This is a genomic window from Rhodanobacter glycinis (genome assembly GCF_900114325.1).
GTDB classification, from domain to species: domain Bacteria; phylum Pseudomonadota; class Gammaproteobacteria; order Xanthomonadales; family Rhodanobacteraceae; genus Rhodanobacter_A; species Rhodanobacter_A glycinis.
In genome coordinates this window covers 37,667-54,163 of record NZ_FOSR01000003.1, presented here as the reverse complement: position 1 = coordinate 54,163, position 16,497 = coordinate 37,667, and the positions used below count along the sequence as shown (strand labels likewise).

The following is a 16,497-nucleotide window of genomic DNA, read 5'->3' as shown; positions in this document are numbered from 1 at the left end:
TATGCATCAATGTCCCAAGGTGGTATTGAGCACCTCGGCCAGGCGCCGTCCGGCGATGCGCAACTGATGCTCGGCCACCGGCAGTTCGGCGTCGACATAGGCCTGGCCGATCTTGTGTGTGGACGGATAGATGTCTTTCGTGATGCGGCAGGATTCCTCGGCCCACTGCGCGTAGGGGTTGTCCAGCGGCGCGATCGGCGGCGGTAGCGCCACCGGGCCTTCGGCGTCGAGCTTCTGCGTGTAGGCCTGCCAGCGGAGGCCGGTCGTGTACAGCATGCCGGAGTCCCAGACCCGGTGCAGGTTGCTGCCCTTGCCCTCGAACTGCACCTGGAACTTGTTGCCGCCGAGGTCGTCGCGATAACCGGCATGCAGCGGCTGGTGAATGTCACCGACGAAATGCACCACGAACTTCAGCGCCTGCAGGCGCACCGCGTCAGGCTGGCTCTTGTCGCCCAGGATCGCGATGTAGTGCTGCAGCGCGGCGACCACGCATTCGCCATTGCGGCAATCACGCGGCGGCACGTAATCACACGACGGACCGCCACGGAAATTGATGTAATGCAGCCGGCGCGTCTGCTTCCACAGGGCTTGATCGGCCGGGTTGTCCTGGATCTGGTCAGGCCAGCTGGCCACGTCGGCCAGTTCGGTCACATGATCCAGCGCCAGCAGGTGTTCGACCTCGGCCTCGGCAGCCGGGCTGAGGTGGCGCTGCGCCAGTGCGGCGACGATGCTGTGGCCGAGCGGACCCCAGGCCCAGGCGGGGGTGACGACGGCGAACACGGCGAGCAGCGCGACGACAAGGCGGCGGTACGACATAAGGACTGGTTTCCGGTTGATGCAGGCAACGAGTCTGCCATACCCCGCCCACGGCCAGTCATCTGCGCAGCCAGCGCGCCGATACCCACCAGCCCAGCAACATGGCCGGCAGCAACCAGACCAGATCGGCATTGCCAAGCCCGATGCCAGCCAGCACCGGGCCGGGACAGTAGCCGGCCAAACCCCAGCCAGCCCCGAACACCGCCGCCCCGAGCAACAGGCGTGCGTCGACGCGGCGTTCTGCCGGCAGATGAAACGCGCCATCCAGCAAGGGTCGCGGACAACGCACCACGAAACGGTAACCGACCGCGTAGGTCCCCATCGCCCCCAGCATCACCAGCAGCAGGCTGGGATCCCACATCTCCGCCACATCGAGAAACCCGAGCACCCGTTGAGGATCAGCCATGCCGGACCATGCCAACCCTGCGCCGAACAGCAGGCCGGCCAGCCATGCCATCACCCACTTCATGACACCCCTCCATGCAACAGATGACGCCGGACGAAGACGCTCAGCATGGCGACCGCCATGAACACGAGCACGGCCGCCAGCGAGCGCGGCGAACCGCGACCAAGTCCACACACGCCATGGCCACTGGTACACCCCGAGCCAACGCGGGTGCCGATACCCACCAGCAGCCCGGCCAGGATGAGGCGCCATGGTGCCGCGTGGCTGGCGACCGACAAACCGCCCACGCCCAGGGCCCACACCGCCGCGCCCGCCGGCAGGCCCAGCACAAATGCCAGGCGCCAGCCGATGTCGCCGAGTCGTGGCGGCAACAAACCCGCCGCGATACCGCTGACGCCGGCAATCCGCCCCACCGTGACCAACAACAACAGCGAGGCCAGACCGATCAGCATTCCGCCTCCCAACGCGGCCCAGGGCGCAAATGCAGGACTCATGTCCGTGCCTCCAGTGCCGAAGCATCCAGTGGCAGCTTCAGAAAATGCCCGCCGGAAGCATCTTTCGGCGGCAGTTCACCTGCGCGGATATTGAGTTGCACCGCTGGCCAAAACAGCCGCGGCGTGCCCAGCGAGGCGTCGCGCTGCTCGCGCAGAGACACGAAGGTCGCCTCGTCCGTGGCATCGGTGAGATGCGCATTGCTTGCGCGCTGCTCGCGCAATGGCACCATGCAGCGTGGCCATGCGCCCTCGGGCGGATAGTCATGGCACAGATACAGCCGGGTGTCATCCGGCAATGCGTACAGGCGGCGCACGGAAGCATACAGCGTCGCGGCACTGCCACCCGGGAAGTCGCAACGCGCACTGCCTGCGGCGGGTGAAAACAGGGTGTCACCAACGAATACGGCGTCGCCCACCCGATAGCTGACACTGTCAGCGGTGTGTCCGGGCGTGGCCAACACCTCCAGCATGGCCGAACCCAGCGGCAGGCGCTCGCCATCGTGCAAAAGGCGGTCGAACGGAGCACCTTCGGCAGCAAACTCGCGCCCAAGACCCAGCCGCTGCCTGAGGGTTGCCTGCACTTCAACCACACCCGCGCCGGTCGCCACGGGAGCGCCGGTCTGGCGACGCAACCACGCCGCAGCGCTCAAGTGATCGGCGTGGGCGTGCGTCTCCAGGATCCAGGCCAGATCAAGTCGCTGGACACGAAGATGGTCCAGCACGGTGCGCGCACCCGTCGCATCCAGACGACCACTGGCCGGGTCGAAATCCAGTACGGGATCAATGACTGCCGCCACGCCGTCAGGGAGGTCGCTGACAACATGCGTCCAGCTCGAGGTGGGAACGTGCAGGAAAGACTCGACTACAGGCATGGCAACGACTCCGAGAATCTGTGGGTTACTATATATAAGAAATATCTAATTTAGCAACTTATGGCATCATGCCTTCCATGAAGCCTGCTCCCAACATGACCCGCATGCGCGCCCACGCCGGAGAGGCCAGTGCACTGCTCAAGGCGCTGGCCAACGAACAGCGGCTGCTGGTCTTGTGCCACCTGGCCAGCGGCGAGCTGGCCGTGGGCGAATTGCTGGAACGAGTGGACCTGGGCCAATCCGCGCTGTCGCAGCACCTCGCGAAACTGCGCGAAGCCGAGCTGGTACAAACCCGGCGCGAGGCCCAGGTGGTGTATTACCGTCTTGCCGAAGGGCCGGTGCAGGCGCTGATGGGCACACTGCACGACATTTATTGCGGGCCGCCCACGCGCCAGCAGCGCTGATCCCGGCAAGGCTTGCAGATTCGCTGTAAAATCTCGCTTTCCGGCCGCGCCTGCCGCGGCCGTCCATCCCCGTCGATTTGGAGGACGCTGTCTCATGACCATCAAGGTCGGTATCAACGGCTTCGGCCGCATCGGTCGCAATGTGTTCCGCTCTGCGGTGCAAAACTTCGGCAACGACATTGAAGTCGTGGCGATCAACGACCTGCTCGAACCGGATTATCTCGCTTACATGCTGAGCTATGACTCCGTGCATGGCCGCTTCAAGGGTGAAGTGTCGATCGACGGCGGCCACCTGGTGGTCAACGGCAAGAAGGTTCGCCTGACCCAGGAGCGCGATCCGGCCGCACTGAAGTGGGGCGAGGCGGGCGTGGACGTGGTGATCGAGTCCACCGGCCTGTTCCTGACCAAGGAATCGGCGCAGAAGCATCTGGACGCCGGTGCGAAGAAGGTAATCCTGTCGGCCCCGTCCAAGGACGACACGCCGATGTTCGTGTTCGGCGTGAACCACACCACCTACGCGGGCCAGGCGATCATCTCCAATGCCAGCTGCACCACCAACTGCCTGGCGCCGGTCGCCAAGGTGCTGCACGACAAGTGGGGCATCAAGCGCGGCCTGATGACCACCGTGCACGCCGCCACGGCGAGCCAGAAGGTCGTCGACGGCCCGTCCAACAAGGACTGGCGCGGCGGTCGCGGCATCCTCGAAAACATCATCCCGTCATCCACCGGTGCAGCGAAGGCCGTCGGCGTGGTCATCCCCGAGCTCAACAAGAAGCTCACCGGCATGAGCTTCCGCGTGCCGACCTCCGACGTTTCCGTGGTCGACCTCACCGTCGAGCTGGAGAAGGGTGCCAGCTACGCCGAGATCTGCGCCGAAATGAAGGCGCAGAGCCAGGGCGCGCTGAAGGGTGTGCTGGCCTATACCGAAGACAAGGTGGTGTCCACGGACTTCCGTGGCGAGACCCACACCTCGGTATTCGACGCCACCGCCGGCATCGCGCTGGACGATACCTTCGTCAAGCTGGTGACCTGGTACGACAACGAGTGGGGCTACTCGAACAAGTGCCTGGAAATGGTGCGCGTCGTCGCGAAGTAATTCCCGCACGAGCACATGCAAAAAAGCCGCGTCGAGGCATCGACGCGGCTTTTTTCATGCGCGCCGGTTTTCGCACGCCGCCCCGCCTTTTTGCAGGAACCCGCCGGCAAGCGATGCTTTTGCTCCGGTGTACATTGAAACCGGAGCATCGCCCGCCAGCGGGTCCTGCAGCGCGCCGATGCGAAGAAGTTGCGTGGCGACTCAGCGTTTCAGCAGCGGCAGTTTGTCCGGCACGCCGTCCCACTGTGCCGCATCCTCCGGCGACGGTTTCTTTGCCGTCAGCACCGGCCACTCGCACGCCAGTTCGGCATTGAGCGCAAGAAAGCCCTCCTGCCCGGCCGGTACGTCCAGCTCGGGGAAGATCGCGCCCACCGGGCACTCGTCCACGCACAGGGTGCAGTCGATGCATTCGTCCGGATCGATCACCAGGAAATTCGGCCCCTCGTGGAAGCAGTCCACCGGGCACACCTCGACGCAGTCGGTGTGTTTGCAGTTGATGCAGTTTTCGGTAACGACGTGGGTCATGGTTTTCTCCGCGGACAGTATGTCGACGGCGGCCATCCGCGGCGCTGATCCAGGTCAATTTGCAGGGCGCGGACAACGGAAAGGCGCGAATCGCGGAAACCTGCGACAACGCACCACAGCGGCTGAGCCCCTGTACGCCGCGGTCGCTTGACGCACGTCAATCGCAAGAACATGTCGCGCCCGCAAAATATCGGCATCTGCTACTGGATTCCACGCATGTCCTCCACCGAGTATTACAACGACAAGGTCGTTCGTCAGTTCCTGCTGGCCTCGGCCGTGTGGGGCATCATCGGCATGTCGGTCGGGCTGTATGCCGCGGCCGATCTGATGTGGCCCGCGCTCAACTTCAACGTGCCGTGGCTGACCTTCAGCCGGATCCGCCCGGATCACACCTTCGGCGTGATCTTCGCCTTCGGCGGCAGCGCGCTGATGGGTACCTGCTTCTATATCGTGCAACGCACCGGCCACGCACGGCTGGCCTACGGCAAGCTGGCCGCCTTCGTGTTCTGGGGCTGGCAGCTGATCTGCGTGTGCTCGATGGTCTCCATGCCGCTGGGGCTGACCCAGAGCAAGGAATACGCCGAGCCGGAATGGTGGATCGACATCATGATCGCCGTGGTCTGGGTCAGCTTCGGCGTGGTGTTCTTCGGCAGTCTGGCGCGCCGGCGCATCCGCCACATCTATGTGGCGAACTGGTATTACGGCGCCTTCATCATCGCGGTAGGCCTGCTGCACATCATCAACAACCTGGCCATCCCGGTGTCGTTCACCAAGTCCTACCCGATCTACTCGGGCGTGGTCGATGCAATGGTGCAATGGTGGTACGGCCACAACGCGGTGGCGTTCTTCCTCACCGCCGGCTTCCTCGGGATGATGTACTACTTCGTGCCGCGCCAGGCACAGCAGCCGTTGTGGAGCTACCGCTTCTCGATCGTCAATTTCTGGGCGCTGATCTCGGTCTACATGTGGGCCGGCGCGCACCACCTGATGTACACCGCCCTGCCCGACTGGGTGCAATCGGTCGGCATGGCGTTCTCGCTGGTGTTGCTGATGCCCAGCTGGGGCTCGGCGGCGAACGGCCTGATGACCTTCAACGGCTCGTGGTCGAAGCTGAAAACCGACCCGGCGGTGAAGTTCATGGTGATGGCGCTGGTGTTCTACGCCGCGGCCACCTTCGAAGGCACGATGATGGCGGTGAAGACGGTGAACTCGTTGTCGCACTACACCGACTGGACCATCGCCCACGTGCACTCCGGCTCGCTGGGCTGGGTGGCGATGATCACCATCGGTTCGCTGTACGCGATGGCGCCGCGCGCGCTGGGCCGTCCCGCGATGCATTCGCACAAGGCGATGGACCTGCACTTCTGGCTGCACATCATGGGCACACTGATGTACGTGGGCTCGATGTGGACCGCCGGCATCACCGAAGGCGAGATGTGGCGCGCCACGCTGCCGGACGGCTCGCTGAAATACGCCTTCCTCGACAGCCTGATCGCGATCAAGCCGATGTACCTGATCCGCTGGGCCGGCGGCGCGCTGATCCTCAGCGGCATGTGGGTGATGGCCTGGAACCTGTGGCACACCGCCGCCGATGCCCGCGCGCGGCTGATCAAGCCGATCCCGGTGCCGATTCCCGAGCCGGTGCCCGACCAGGTGCCTGCCCCGCTGCCGGCCGTTATCTGATGCGATCGTCCATGATCGCCGCTTCGTTGAAGCTCCTGTTCTCGGGGGCCTCTCCGGTCCCGCAAGTCCAAAGGCGGCCATCCATGGCCGCACTCTTCAAGTAGAGCTCTCACCTCATGGCCTACAAACATTTCGAATTCATCGAGAAGCACGCCGCGGTGCTGGGCATCTTCACCGCGATCATGGTGTCCTTCGGCGGCCTGGCCGAGATCACCCCGTTGTTCATGGAGGCGCATACGGTGAAGGCGCCACCCGGGGTGAAGCCGTATGACCCGTTGCGCCTGGCCGGGCGCGACGTCTACGTGCGCGAAGGCTGCTACCTGTGCCACTCGCAGATGATCCGTGCGCTTCGCTTCGAAACCCAGCGCTACGGACATTTCTCCACCGCAGAGGAGTCGGTCTACGACCGCCCGTTCCAGTGGGGTTCCAAGCGCACCGGGCCCGACCTGGCCCGCGTCGGCGGCAAGTATTCCGACCAATGGCAGCGCATGCATCTGTTGAACCCGCGCAGCGTGGTGCCGCAATCGAACATGCCCGGTTACCCGTGGCTGGAACACAACACCATCGACGGCGCCGACATCCAGGCGCGCATGCGCGTGTTGCGCAAACTGGGCGATCCGTACAGCGATGCCGACATTGCCGGCGCGCCGGCGGCGGTCAAGGGCAAGACCGAGATGGATGCGCTGATCGCCTACCTGCAAGGGCTGGGCATCGACAACGAGCCGCATCCCCTGACCGTGGCCGACACCGGCAAGGCAGGTACGCCATGAACCCGATCTGGGGCCATGTGGCCGGCGTCGTCACCGTGTTGCTGATGCTCATCTTCATCGGCATCTGGATCTGGGCGTGGCGCAAACGCCACAAGAAGGTGTTCGACTACATGGCGAAACTGCCGCTGCAAGACGACGACCCGGACGCCGACGTCTACGCCATCCAGACCCGTTCGAAGGAGGAACCGCGATGAGCATGGGCTGGTCGTTGTGGGTGATGTTCCTGGTGGTGCTCAACATGGGCATCAGCCTGTTTCTGTTCCTGTGGGGGCCGCGCGCGAAGATTCCGTCCCAGCCCGACCAGACCACCGGCCACGCGTGGGCGCACGGCACCATCCGCGAGGGACTGCGCCCGCTGCCACGCTGGTGGCTGCTGCTGTCCGGCAGCATGTTCATCGGTGGCATCGGTTACCTTGTGTTGTACCCGGGCTTCGGCAACCACAAGGGCCTGCTGCATTGGACGTCGCACGGCCAGTTGGCGAAGGCCGTCGCGGCCAACGATGCCAAGCTCGACCCGCTGCTGCAGCGCTTCGACCTGTATTCCGTCGAACAACTCGCCGGCGACCCCGAAGCACAACAGATGGGCCAGCGCCTGTTCGACGACAACTGCGCGGCCTGCCACGGCCGCAACGCCCACGGCAACCAGGCGCTGGGGGCGCCGAACCTCACCGACAACGACTGGTTGTACGGCGGCAGCGGCAAGGACATCACCACCTCGATCCATGACGGTCGTGGCGGCGTGATGCCGCCGTGGGCCAGCCTCGGCGAGCAGACCGTGAAGAACCTCGCGCAATACGTTCTCAGCCTGTCCGGCGAGCCGCACGACGCGAAGATGGCGGCCGCGGCCGAGCCGATCTTCAAGGGCACCTGCGCGGCCTGCCATGGTGCCGACGGCAAGGGCACGCAGGCGCTGGGCGCGCCCAACCTCACCGACCACATCTGGCTGCATGGCGGCTCGCTCGCGGACATCGAGAAGACCATTCACGACGGCCGCCAGGGCCACATGCCGAACTGGGACAAGCGCCTGAGCGACGACGACATCCACGTCCTGGCCGCCTACGTCTACCACGTGTCGCACCCCGATGTCGGCGCGCAATAGCCCGCGCCCCGGTGGCCACGGAGAGGCCTGGTACCAGCAGCCGATCCTGTGGTTCGGCGCAGCGATCTTCGCCGCGTTGCTGGCCGGCTGCGTGTGGATGATCGTGGTGAGCGCGCGCCACGCCGACACGCCACTGGATGCCCCGCACGCGGTGCTCGGCGTTCCCGCCTCCACCCATTCCACGCCACCGCCATCGCCATGAACGCCACCGCCGCATGGGCTCGCCCGGGGCTGGCCGCACAGGTGCTGCGCACGCGGCGCGATGGCCGCAGCGAAGTGGCGTTGCGCGTGCCATCGCTGGACGATCCGCGGCGGGTGCTCCATCTGGAACAGGCGATCCACGCGCTGCCCGGCGTGCAACGCGTCGCCATCGATGTCACGGCCCGGCGCGTGCGCGTGGTGTGGGATGCACGGCACACGTCGTTGCCACGCCTGCTCGACGCCTTCGCCCATGCCCGCTGCGAGGCGCAGCCCTTGCGTCACGATCGCATCGACGACGAACGCGCGCGCGCGATGCGCGATGCGCTCAAGCGCCTGCTGGTCGCCGGCATGTGCGCGATGCAGGTGATGAGTTATGCGCTGGTGCTCTACCTCGGCGCGGTGGACATCGAAGACGCCAGCACGCGCGGGCTGTTCCGCTGGCTGGGGCTGATCTCCGCGCTGCCGATCGTCGGTTATTCGGCCATCCCGTTCTACATCGGCGCCGTGCGCGAGTTGCGCGAACGCCGGCTCGGCATCCATCTGCCGGTGGCGCTGGCCGTCGTGCTGGTCTTTTTCGCCAGCGTCTTCGCCACGCTGCGCGGACACGGCGAGATCTATTTCGACTCGATCAGCATGTTCGTGTTCCTGCTGCTGGCCGCGCGCCACGTGGAGCTGCGTGCCCGCCAGCGCAGCGGTGCGCTGGGCGATGCCAGCATCGACGCCACGCCGTTGCTCGCGCAACGCCGCAGCGCCAACGGCCGGCTTGAAACCGTCGCTGCGATGGAGCTGGCGCCCGGCGACCGGGTACACGTGGCCGAGGGCGCCACCGTCCCGGCCGATGGCCTGCTGGAAAATGCCTGGGTGCAGGTGGACGAAGCACTGCTCTCCGGCGAATCACGCCCGGTGCGGCGCCAACGCGGCGAGCGCCTGATCGCCGGCAGCGTGCTGCTGACCGGCCCGGCCGAGTTGACGGTCGAACACGGCGGCGACGCCACGGCGCTGGCAAAGCTGGATGCGCTTGGCCGTCGTGCCCGCGCGGCACGTCGCGCCACCGCGCCCGCTGCCGACCGCGCGATCGCCCGCTTCGTCGCTCGCGTGCTGCTGCTCACCGCGCTCACCGCGCTGGGCTGGCTGCTGGTCGATCCCGCGCGCGCGTTCGAGTCGGCTGTCGCCGTGCTGGTGGTCGCCTGCCCCTGTGCGTTCGCGTTGACCCGGCCGGCCGCACTCAGTTGCGCTCTTGGCGCATTGTCACAGCACGGCGTGCTGGTGACCGACGATGCCGCGCTGGATACGCTGGCGCGCGTCGATACCGCCCTGTTCGACAAGACCGGCACCCTCGGCGTGCCCACGCTCGACCGCGAACATATCGATACACGGCGCGACCTCACCCCGGCCGAAGCGCTGTCCCTGGCCGCCGCGCTGGCGCGGGAAAGCACGCACCCGCTGGCTCACGCCCTGACCATCGCCACGAGTGACGAGACCGCACTCTTGCATGCCCATCAGGCGCAAGTCAGCGCCGGCGGGGGTATCGAAGCCATCGTGGACGGTCGCCGTCTGCGCCTGGGCCGCGTTGGCTTTGCGCTCGCCGACAGCAACGATCCGGATGCTGCCGACGGCGCCCTGTGGCTGGCCGACGACCAAGGCGCGCTGGCCATCTTCCATTTCGACGAACAGCCGCGTGCCGACGCTCCACGCATGTTGGAAACATTGCGCGCCGAGGGCATCCGCTCGGTCATCGCCAGCGGCGACACCGCCGGACGCGTGACCGCGCTGGCTACCCAACTCGGCATCGACACCTGGCACGCCCGCCAATCGCCCGCCGACAAGCTCGCCCGACTGCACCACCTGCAGCAGGACGGTCGCATCGTGCTTGCCGTCGGCGACGGCAGCAACGACGCACCGATACTGGCCGGCGCCGATGTCTCCGCCGCCCTGTCCAGCGGCACCGCCCTGGCCCAGGCGCACGCCGACCTGCTGTTGCTCGATGGTTATCTGGACGGCCTCGCCACCGCCCACACCCTGGCCCGGCGCATGCAACAGGTCATCGCCGATGGCCGGCGCTGGTCGCTGGTCTACAATCTGTGTGCCGTACCCTTCGCCGCATTCGGCTTCGTGCCACCCTGGCTGGCCGGCATCGGCATGTCGCTCAGCTCGCTGGCAGTGGTGCTCAACGCACTGCGCACCGGACGCGGCATCGCGCCGAAACCACAGGCCATGCGCGCATGAACATCCTGCTCGTGTTGATTCCGGTCACCCTGCTGATCGTGCTGATTGCCATCGGCGTGTTCTTCTGGGCGGTGAATCACCAGCAATTCGAGGACATGGACAGCCCTGCCGTATTGCCGTTGATGGAAGATGATCCGGCCACGCCGCCAGACACCACGTCGATCGGCATCACTGACGCCACATCGGCAGCTTCGCCCTCCAGCGCCACCCGCACCACCGAACAGCCCTCTGCATCGCCATGAATACTGCAACGACACTCGACGAATCCCGCATCGCCAACCTGGTCGACCGCTTCTACGACAAGGTCCAGGCCGACCCCTCGATCGGCCCGATCTTCAATGCCGCCGTGCACGACTGGCCCGAACACAAACGCCTGCTCACCTCGTTCTGGTGCTCGGTGGCATTGCGCGCAGCCAGCTACCGCGGAAACCCGATGTCCGTGCATCGCGCGCAGCCGTCGATTCGCACCGAACACTTCGTGCGCTGGCTGGAACTGTGGCGCGAAACCACGCTTGAAGTGCTGGACGAAAACGATGCCGCGCAAATGCTCGACTACGCCGAACGCATCGGCCGCAGCCTGCGCATGGGGATGGGACTGCCGGATCGGCTGGATGCGCGGCCACTCGGTATTCCGGTAGTGGGCCTCGGCAAGCCCTGAGCGGGAGGCTGCCTCGTCCTGCTCTGCCGATCTGTATCTCTGTTGCCCGGAACGTTTGGGAATTGTGTCGTTCTGACTGAACGATTCGGCCAGTGTGCCGCCACCTAAGGTGTCAGGGTTCCGCCCGCCTGCCGGCGGCCGGGTTCATTTTCTCGCTTGTCCGAGAAAACGGAACCAAAAGAGGGACACCCTGCGTTCGCGCCCACCGGCTCTGCGAGCCGGCGGGTCCGCGCACGGCTGCGGGGGTTCGCCGACAGGGCTTCGGGCAACTGCGTCCTGCGTTGCCTCAACTCCGGCATCCATGCCGTCGCCTGCCCTGGCGTCGAACTGGCCGGCATCCCTGCCGACCACCCTGCGGGCCTGATCCTTCGCCGTGCGCCGCTCTCGAAGGGTTGGAAGAGCCGCACACCCAAGCGTCGAATTCAATCACGCGAGCTTGCCCTTCCTAGCCCTCGGTTATCGGTGACGGCGCGGCGTGGCCGTGCGTGTAACAGGAAGTGTCACGCAGGTTCCAAACACCTCGATCGCCAAGGCTTGTAGGGTCGGCGGGTCCCACAGGCCATTTCTCTGGGTTACGTCTCTTTGGGCCAGCAAAGAGAGGTAACTCGGGCGCCGGCAGGCGCTCGAAAGCCCGCCGCAGGCGAGCCACCCACCGACCACGTCAGAACGAGCGAAAGCCCCCCACAGACGAACCACCCGCGGACCACCCCAACACAAAAAAACCCGCCAGTCTCACGACCAGCAGGTTTTCAAACACATCAAAAAAAACAACTCAGCCGAGAACCTTCAACGCCGCCTCGTAATCAGGCTCATGCGCGATCTCGTCCACCAGTTGCGCATGGATCACCTTGTCGTGCGCATCCAGCACCACCACCGCCCGGGCGGCAAGACCGGCCAGCGGGCCTTCCGCGATTGCCACGCCATAATCCTTGAGGAACTGGTGACCGCGCATCATCGACAGGCTGACGACATTGTCGAGGCCTTCGGCGCCGCAGAAGCGCGCCTGGGCGAACGGCAGGTCGGCCGAGATGCACAGCACCACCGCGTTATCCAGCTTGCTTGCCGATTCGTTGAAATGACGCACCGACGCGGCGCAGGTCGGCGTATCGACGCTGGGGAAGATGTTCAGCACCTTGCGCTTGCCGGCGAAATTCGCCAGCGACACATCGGCCAGATCCTTGCCCACCAGCGAGAACGCCGGGGCCGACTGACCTGCCGTCGGAAACGTACCGTCAACCTGGATCGGCTGACCCTTGAAAGCTACCTTGGACATGGCACACCTCATTCGTTGGGGAAGATGGGCTTACAAGTAGAACATGGTCTTGGCCAGGAACACGATCCCCACCATCATCGCCAGCACGATGCGGTGCGTATAGCGGAAGCGGCAGGCATTCATGCGCCCGCGTGCGCCGGCCCATACCGCATTGATGAACACACCCAGCACGCCGAACGCCAACGTCACCTTCAGCAGCAGGAACCAGCCGAAACGGGTGGTGCCGATGCAGGTCAGGCCATTGCAGCGCAAGTCGAACAGCATGCCGCCGCTGATGAACAACAGCAGTACCACCACCGGCATGAAGCGGCGCACGCGCGCCATCACCGCCTCTTCGAGCTGGCGCATCGTGGTGACGTCGAAACGCTTGTGCAGCGCTTCCAGCACCAGCACCTCGAACGCCGCGGCGCCCACGAACACGATCGCGCACGACAGGTGCAGCAGCACGATCCACGGATACCAGGCAGCCATGCTCATCTCTCCACGACAGACATGCTCCAAGTTTGCGCGCCGTCTCGATCCGGCACGCTGACCTGAATCAAGTCATCGACGGGCGAAGTCAGCCCGGCTTGCCGTCCGCCCGCGGCGTCAGGTAGATCCACGCCGAGCGCAGCACCCACGGCAGGAACGCCAGCAACCAGCCTGCGCCGGCGATCACCAGCCACAGGTACATGTCGCCACCCAGTTCCGCACGGATGCGCAGCAACGCCACCGCCTGCAGCAACCCGAAGCACAGCCACGGCACCGCGCCCATCTGCAACGGCCGGCCGGAATGGCCGTGGGTCACCCGCGTCACCATCGCCACCAGCATCGAGCCGAAGAAACCGATCGCCAGCGCGTGCAATGGCGCGCGACCCAGCACGTAGCCACCGCCAGCCGCCAGCACGATGTCCTGTATCGAGAACAGCACGAACGCCAACGGCAGCCACGCGAACGCGATGTGCAGCACCGCCAGCAGGCCGGGCCGCATGCACTTCCACGGCTGCCAGGCCAGGGCGTGCCAGCCGAACACCAGCGCCAGCGGCACATCGCACAGCCACAGCCAGCGCAATTGCCCGCGCCAGTCCAGCAGGAGATGCACGAGCAGCAGCGCCCACACCACCGGCAGGCTCCAGCCCGGCCGCCGCATCACGTAGCCGCGTCCCTTCGCGATGTTGTTGCTGAAGAACGGAAGCATGCGATGGCAGACGGTGAAATAGACCGGTAGCAGGAAGCCGAACGTGCCCAGCTTTACCGCGAGCTCGGCGCAGCTTGTCGGTGCCCCCAGCAGCAGCCAGCCCAGGAACAATAGCAGCCCCAGCGTGCCGCAGCAGAACGCGGCGAAGCACGACCAGCCATGCTTGTTGCGCTCGGTCGCCGCGCGCAATACGCCGCCCAGGGTAGTCACGCCGATGACATAGCCAACCAGCATCAGCCCCATGCCCAGCTTCAGCAGCCATGGCAGTCCGAGCAGGCCGATGTTCGCCAGCACGTAGCCGCCGAGCACGCCGCCGGCTACCGGCAGATAGCGCGCGGGTGGCACCGTCGGCCCGTTCATCCAGCGCGGGAACGTGGTCATCAGGAAGCCGAACATGAACAGCGGAAACAGGCCGTACTGGATCAGCATCGCGTGCCCCCAGATCGGCGGGATCGGCGGTTGCGGCCAGTGGCCCCAGCCGAATCGCAACGACGCCAGCTCCAGTGTCCACCAGGTCATGCTGAGCAGCACCGCCACGGTGCCGGCAAGAAACAGGGGGCGATGTGGTGCCGCTGCAAGCAGGCGCGACAGCGCGGCGTTGGCCGAAGCCGTGGAAAGAGGCTCGCTCATGGGGCTCAGGATAGTCGTTATCGCAGCATGCTGGCATGCCGCGAGCGGACGCTCACTGACCTGGATCAGACCGATGGAATCAGGGCCGATGGAATCAGGCCGATGGAATCAGGCCGGGAGCGTGGGCGGTAGAAACTTTCGAGGGGAAAAAGTGGCTGCGCAAGGACAGATTTTCGACGATTTGCCGGCCTATAGTGGTTCTATGGGCAATAAGCGATGGAAATATGGACCACGCAGACGCTTTTGCAGCCCGGAAGATTTCTGCCAGCCACGCTCCTAACCCGCCTGATCCGGCAGCAGGCTGGCACCCAGCTCGCGCAGGCCGTCGGGATCGAGCAATGCCAGCTCGCGGCCATCGATCTCGATCAACTTCTGTGCGCGGAAGCGGCTCAACACCCGGCTGACCGTTTCCGCCGCCAGCCGCAGGTAATTGGCGATATCGCCCCGCGACATGCTCAAGTGGAAACGCGTGGCCGAAAAGCCGCGCGCCGCGTAGCGTACCGACAGGTCGATCAGGAACGCCGCCATGCGCTCGTCCGCGCTATGGTCACCGGCCAGCAGCGAGACCGCGCCCAATTCCTTGCTGATCAGCCGGAACATGTGCTGCTGCACCGCCGGCATGCGCGTCGCCAACGCACTCATCGCGGGGAACGAGAAGCGACAGAACTTGGTGTTTTCCAGCGCCACCGCATCACAGGGAAAGTGATCCGGGTAGATCGCATTCAACCCCACCACCTCGCCCGGCAGGTAGAAGCCGAGCACCTGCTCGTTGCCCTCGCGGTCGAACAGGCGCGTCTTCACCGAGCCCTCGCGCACCGCATAGATCGCGCGGAACGGATCGCCAGTACGGAACACGTGCTCACCGGCCTGGAACGGCCCCACGTGCTCCACCAGACAATGCAATTCCGCCAGCTCGGGTTTGCCGTACCCCACCGCGATGCAGGCGTCGGAGAACGCGCAGGTGGTGCAGAAATGCGTGGCGTCCCCGTCGTCGGCGATCGGCGTGGGCACCAGATGCAAGCGTCCTGCGGAATTCTTGGATTGCATAGCTCGGGTCAGGCCGTGGCAGCGCGGAGTCGGTTATCCCGACGGGGTGACGCGTCGGGACATTACCGATGATACGCAGACCGCGCCACGGCCGCGAGCTTCCGCGACCGATGGACGTGGCGGCCCGTCGTCTGCTCAGGCCTTGCCGACGATGCGCTGCTCGATCGCACCGAAGATCGAGGCGCCGGCGGCATCAGTCACGTCGATGCGCAGCGTGTCGCCGAATTTCAGGAACGGGGTGGACGGCTTGCCGTCACGCAGGGTTTCCACCGTGCGCTGCTCGGCCAGGCACGACGCGCCCTTGCTGGTGTCCTGGTTGGCAATGGTGCCCGAGCCGACAAGGGTGCCCGCGGTGAGCGGACGGGTCTTGGCCACGTGCGCCACCAGTTCGGCAAAGCTGAATTGCATGTCGACGCCACACTCGGCCTCGCCGAACCACTGGCCATTGAGCCAGGTGCGCATCGGCAGGTGCAGCTTGTCGCCCTGCCACACCTCGCCCAGCTCGTCCGGCGTCACCAGCACCGGCGACAATGCCGAGCGCGGCTTGCTCTGCAGGAAGCCGAAGCCCTTGGCCAGCTCGCCCGGGATCAACCCGCGCAGGCTCACGTCGTTGATCAGGCCAACCAGCTGGATGTGCTCGGACGCCTGCGCCGGCGTGGCCGACATCGGCACGTCGTCGGTGACCACGACCACTTCGGCTTCCAGGTCGATGCCGAAGTCTTCGCTCGGCACCACCACGTCGTCGTGCGGTCCGAGGAAGCCGGCGCTGGTGGCCTGGTACATCAGCGGGTCGGTGTAGAACGAGGCCGGCACCTCGGCGCCGCGCGCCTTGCGCACGCGTTCCACGTGCGGCAGATAGGCCGAACCATCGACGAATTCATAGGCGCGCGGCAGCGGTGCAGCCAGCGCCGCCACGTCCAGCTTGAACGCACCATTGGCACTGCCCGCATTCAATGCGTCGGACAAGGCATTGAGGCGCGGCGCCGCGCTCGACCAGTCGTCCAGTGCGGCCTGCAGCGTCGGGGCGATACCGGTGGCCTTCACGGCGTGCGTCAGATCGCGGCTGACCACGACCAAGGTGCCGTCACGGCCACCTTCCTTGAGACTTGCAAGTTTCATC

20 protein-coding genes are annotated in these 16,497 nt (G+C 65.6%); 10 read left to right on the top strand and 10 right to left on the bottom strand.

The window, feature by feature from the left end:
- Positions 1 to 6: 6 nt before the first annotated feature.
- From BMY90_RS04200 to BMY90_RS04185, 4 genes are read right to left on the bottom strand one after another with little or no spacing between them, the layout of a single operon-like run.
- Positions 7 to 816: a S1/P1 nuclease gene (locus tag BMY90_RS04200; protein WP_092701924.1), complete on the bottom strand. Its 810-nt coding sequence runs from the start codon at positions 814 to 816 to the stop codon at positions 7 to 9.
- Between the two features lie 58 nt (positions 817 to 874).
- A complete protein-coding gene (locus BMY90_RS04195) occupies positions 875 to 1,285 on the bottom strand; it encodes a DUF6691 family protein (protein ID WP_092701922.1) in 411 nt (136 codons plus the stop codon).
- Entirely contained in the window at positions 1,282 to 1,716 is a 435-nt protein-coding gene (locus BMY90_RS04190; protein WP_092701920.1) for a YeeE/YedE family protein, read from the bottom strand. The genes BMY90_RS04195 and BMY90_RS04190 overlap by 4 nt, the downstream gene beginning before the upstream one ends.
- Entirely contained in the window at positions 1,713 to 2,588 is an 876-nt protein-coding gene (locus BMY90_RS04185; protein WP_008207510.1) for an MBL fold metallo-hydrolase, read from the bottom strand. Before BMY90_RS04185 ends, BMY90_RS04190 begins: the two co-directional genes overlap by 4 nt.
- A 77-nt stretch (positions 2,589 to 2,665) precedes the next feature.
- On the opposite strand from BMY90_RS04185, the gene BMY90_RS04180 reads away from it, so the two are divergent.
- Together BMY90_RS04180 and gap are read left to right on the top strand one after the other, a co-directional pair.
- Positions 2,666 to 2,992: an ArsR/SmtB family transcription factor gene (locus BMY90_RS04180; protein ID WP_245734889.1), complete on the top strand. Its 327-nt coding sequence runs from the start codon at positions 2,666 to 2,668 to the stop codon at positions 2,990 to 2,992.
- A 94-nt stretch (positions 2,993 to 3,086) separates the two neighbouring features.
- Positions 3,087 to 4,088 (top strand): type I glyceraldehyde-3-phosphate dehydrogenase, encoded by a 1,002-nt coding sequence (gene gap, locus BMY90_RS04175; RefSeq protein ID WP_092701916.1) that lies wholly within the window; start codon positions 3,087 to 3,089, stop codon positions 4,086 to 4,088.
- Between the two features lie 201 nt (positions 4,089 to 4,289).
- Here the strand turns inward: gap and fdxA are convergent, their stop codons facing one another.
- Positions 4,290 to 4,613 (bottom strand): ferredoxin FdxA, encoded by a 324-nt coding sequence (fdxA, locus tag BMY90_RS04170; protein WP_092702304.1) that lies wholly within the window; start codon positions 4,611 to 4,613, stop codon positions 4,290 to 4,292.
- A 216-nt stretch (positions 4,614 to 4,829) separates the two neighbouring features.
- Here fdxA and ccoN point away from each other — a divergent pair, with 216 nt between their 5' ends.
- The 8 genes from ccoN (at position 4,830) to BMY90_RS04130 (ending at position 11,250) form a co-directional block, all read left to right on the top strand.
- Entirely contained in the window at positions 4,830 to 6,296 is a 1,467-nt protein-coding gene (gene ccoN / locus BMY90_RS04165; protein ID WP_037097858.1) for a cytochrome-c oxidase, cbb3-type subunit I, read from the top strand.
- 116 nt (positions 6,297 to 6,412) lie between these two features.
- Positions 6,413 to 7,066, top strand: coding sequence for a cytochrome-c oxidase, cbb3-type subunit II (gene ccoO, locus BMY90_RS04160; RefSeq protein ID WP_008207499.1), 654 nt, complete (start codon positions 6,413 to 6,415; stop codon positions 7,064 to 7,066).
- Positions 7,063 to 7,260 (top strand): cbb3-type cytochrome oxidase subunit 3, encoded by a 198-nt coding sequence (locus tag BMY90_RS04155; RefSeq protein WP_008207497.1) that lies wholly within the window; start codon positions 7,063 to 7,065, stop codon positions 7,258 to 7,260. Before ccoO ends, BMY90_RS04155 begins: the two co-directional genes overlap by 4 nt.
- The gene (gene ccoP, locus BMY90_RS04150; RefSeq protein WP_008207495.1) at positions 7,257 to 8,165 is read left to right on the top strand and encodes a cytochrome-c oxidase, cbb3-type subunit III; all 909 of its coding nucleotides are present in this window, start codon (positions 7,257 to 7,259) and stop codon (positions 8,163 to 8,165) included. Before BMY90_RS04155 ends, ccoP begins: the two co-directional genes overlap by 4 nt.
- Positions 8,149 to 8,367 (top strand): hypothetical protein, encoded by a 219-nt coding sequence (locus BMY90_RS04145; protein ID WP_092701914.1) that lies wholly within the window; start codon positions 8,149 to 8,151, stop codon positions 8,365 to 8,367. Before ccoP ends, BMY90_RS04145 begins: the two co-directional genes overlap by 17 nt.
- Positions 8,364 to 10,592 carry a heavy metal translocating P-type ATPase gene (locus BMY90_RS04140; RefSeq protein ID WP_092701912.1) on the top strand — a complete coding sequence of 743 codons (2,229 nt, stop codon included), beginning with the start codon at positions 8,364 to 8,366 and terminating at the stop codon, positions 10,590 to 10,592. The genes BMY90_RS04145 and BMY90_RS04140 overlap by 4 nt, the downstream gene beginning before the upstream one ends.
- Positions 10,589 to 10,834 carry a cbb3-type cytochrome oxidase assembly protein CcoS gene (gene ccoS, locus BMY90_RS04135; RefSeq protein WP_092701910.1) on the top strand — a complete coding sequence of 82 codons (246 nt, stop codon included), beginning with the start codon at positions 10,589 to 10,591 and terminating at the stop codon, positions 10,832 to 10,834. The genes BMY90_RS04140 and ccoS overlap by 4 nt, the downstream gene beginning before the upstream one ends.
- Complete coding sequence (locus BMY90_RS04130; RefSeq protein ID WP_092701908.1) at positions 10,831 to 11,250, top strand: group III truncated hemoglobin; 420 nt, start codon at positions 10,831 to 10,833, stop codon at positions 11,248 to 11,250. Before ccoS ends, BMY90_RS04130 begins: the two co-directional genes overlap by 4 nt.
- Positions 11,251 to 12,022: 772 nt before the next feature.
- Here BMY90_RS04130 and tpx read toward each other — a convergent pair.
- The 5 genes from tpx to BMY90_RS04105 form a co-directional block, all read right to left on the bottom strand.
- On the bottom strand, positions 12,023 to 12,523 hold the full coding sequence (gene tpx, locus BMY90_RS04125; RefSeq protein WP_008216942.1) for a thiol peroxidase: 501 nt from the start codon (positions 12,521 to 12,523) through the stop codon (positions 12,023 to 12,025).
- 30 nt (positions 12,524 to 12,553) lie between these two features.
- Positions 12,554 to 12,994 (bottom strand): CopD family copper resistance protein, encoded by a 441-nt coding sequence (locus BMY90_RS04120; RefSeq protein ID WP_092702302.1) that lies wholly within the window; start codon positions 12,992 to 12,994, stop codon positions 12,554 to 12,556.
- Positions 12,995 to 13,082: 88 nt separating this feature from the next.
- Positions 13,083 to 14,330: an NnrS family protein gene (locus BMY90_RS04115; protein WP_092701906.1), complete on the bottom strand. Its 1,248-nt coding sequence runs from the start codon at positions 14,328 to 14,330 to the stop codon at positions 13,083 to 13,085.
- Between the two features lie 276 nt (positions 14,331 to 14,606).
- Positions 14,607 to 15,377 (bottom strand): helix-turn-helix domain-containing protein, encoded by a 771-nt coding sequence (locus tag BMY90_RS04110; RefSeq protein WP_092701904.1) that lies wholly within the window; start codon positions 15,375 to 15,377, stop codon positions 14,607 to 14,609.
- A 135-nt stretch (positions 15,378 to 15,512) separates the two neighbouring features.
- Entirely contained in the window at positions 15,513 to 16,496 is a 984-nt protein-coding gene (locus BMY90_RS04105; protein WP_008213522.1) for a fumarylacetoacetate hydrolase family protein, read from the bottom strand.
- Position 16,497: the final 1 nt, after the last annotated feature.

Coding starts and splice junctions, on each gene's coding strand:
- BMY90_RS04200 (WP_092701924.1), bottom strand. CDS start 816: ATGTCGTACCGCCGCCTTGTCGTCGCGCTGCTCGCCGTGTTCGCCGTC.
- BMY90_RS04195 (WP_092701922.1), bottom strand. CDS start 1,285: ATGAAGTGGGTGATGGCATGGCTGGCCGGCCTGCTGTTCGGCGCAGGG.
- BMY90_RS04190 (WP_092701920.1), bottom strand. CDS start 1,716: ATGAGTCCTGCATTTGCGCCCTGGGCCGCGTTGGGAGGCGGAATGCTG.
- BMY90_RS04185 (WP_008207510.1), bottom strand. CDS start 2,588: ATGCCTGTAGTCGAGTCTTTCCTGCACGTTCCCACCTCGAGCTGGACG.
- BMY90_RS04180 (WP_245734889.1), top strand. CDS start 2,666: ATGAAGCCTGCTCCCAACATGACCCGCATGCGCGCCCACGCCGGAGAG.
- gap (WP_092701916.1), top strand. CDS start 3,087: ATGACCATCAAGGTCGGTATCAACGGCTTCGGCCGCATCGGTCGCAAT.
- fdxA (WP_092702304.1), bottom strand. CDS start 4,613: ATGACCCACGTCGTTACCGAAAACTGCATCAACTGCAAACACACCGAC.
- ccoN (WP_037097858.1), top strand. CDS start 4,830: ATGTCCTCCACCGAGTATTACAACGACAAGGTCGTTCGTCAGTTCCTG.
- ccoO (WP_008207499.1), top strand. CDS start 6,413: ATGGCCTACAAACATTTCGAATTCATCGAGAAGCACGCCGCGGTGCTG.
- BMY90_RS04155 (WP_008207497.1), top strand. CDS start 7,063: ATGAACCCGATCTGGGGCCATGTGGCCGGCGTCGTCACCGTGTTGCTG.
- ccoP (WP_008207495.1), top strand. CDS start 7,257: ATGAGCATGGGCTGGTCGTTGTGGGTGATGTTCCTGGTGGTGCTCAAC.
- BMY90_RS04145 (WP_092701914.1), top strand. CDS start 8,149: ATGTCGGCGCGCAATAGCCCGCGCCCCGGTGGCCACGGAGAGGCCTGG.
- BMY90_RS04140 (WP_092701912.1), top strand. CDS start 8,364: ATGAACGCCACCGCCGCATGGGCTCGCCCGGGGCTGGCCGCACAGGTG.
- ccoS (WP_092701910.1), top strand. CDS start 10,589: ATGAACATCCTGCTCGTGTTGATTCCGGTCACCCTGCTGATCGTGCTG.
- BMY90_RS04130 (WP_092701908.1), top strand. CDS start 10,831: ATGAATACTGCAACGACACTCGACGAATCCCGCATCGCCAACCTGGTC.
- tpx (WP_008216942.1), bottom strand. CDS start 12,523: ATGTCCAAGGTAGCTTTCAAGGGTCAGCCGATCCAGGTTGACGGTACG.
- BMY90_RS04120 (WP_092702302.1), bottom strand. CDS start 12,994: ATGGCTGCCTGGTATCCGTGGATCGTGCTGCTGCACCTGTCGTGCGCG.
- BMY90_RS04115 (WP_092701906.1), bottom strand. CDS start 14,330: ATGAGCGAGCCTCTTTCCACGGCTTCGGCCAACGCCGCGCTGTCGCGC.
- BMY90_RS04110 (WP_092701904.1), bottom strand. CDS start 15,377: ATGCAATCCAAGAATTCCGCAGGACGCTTGCATCTGGTGCCCACGCCG.
- BMY90_RS04105 (WP_008213522.1), bottom strand. CDS start 16,496: ATGAAACTTGCAAGTCTCAAGGAAGGTGGCCGTGACGGCACCTTGGTC.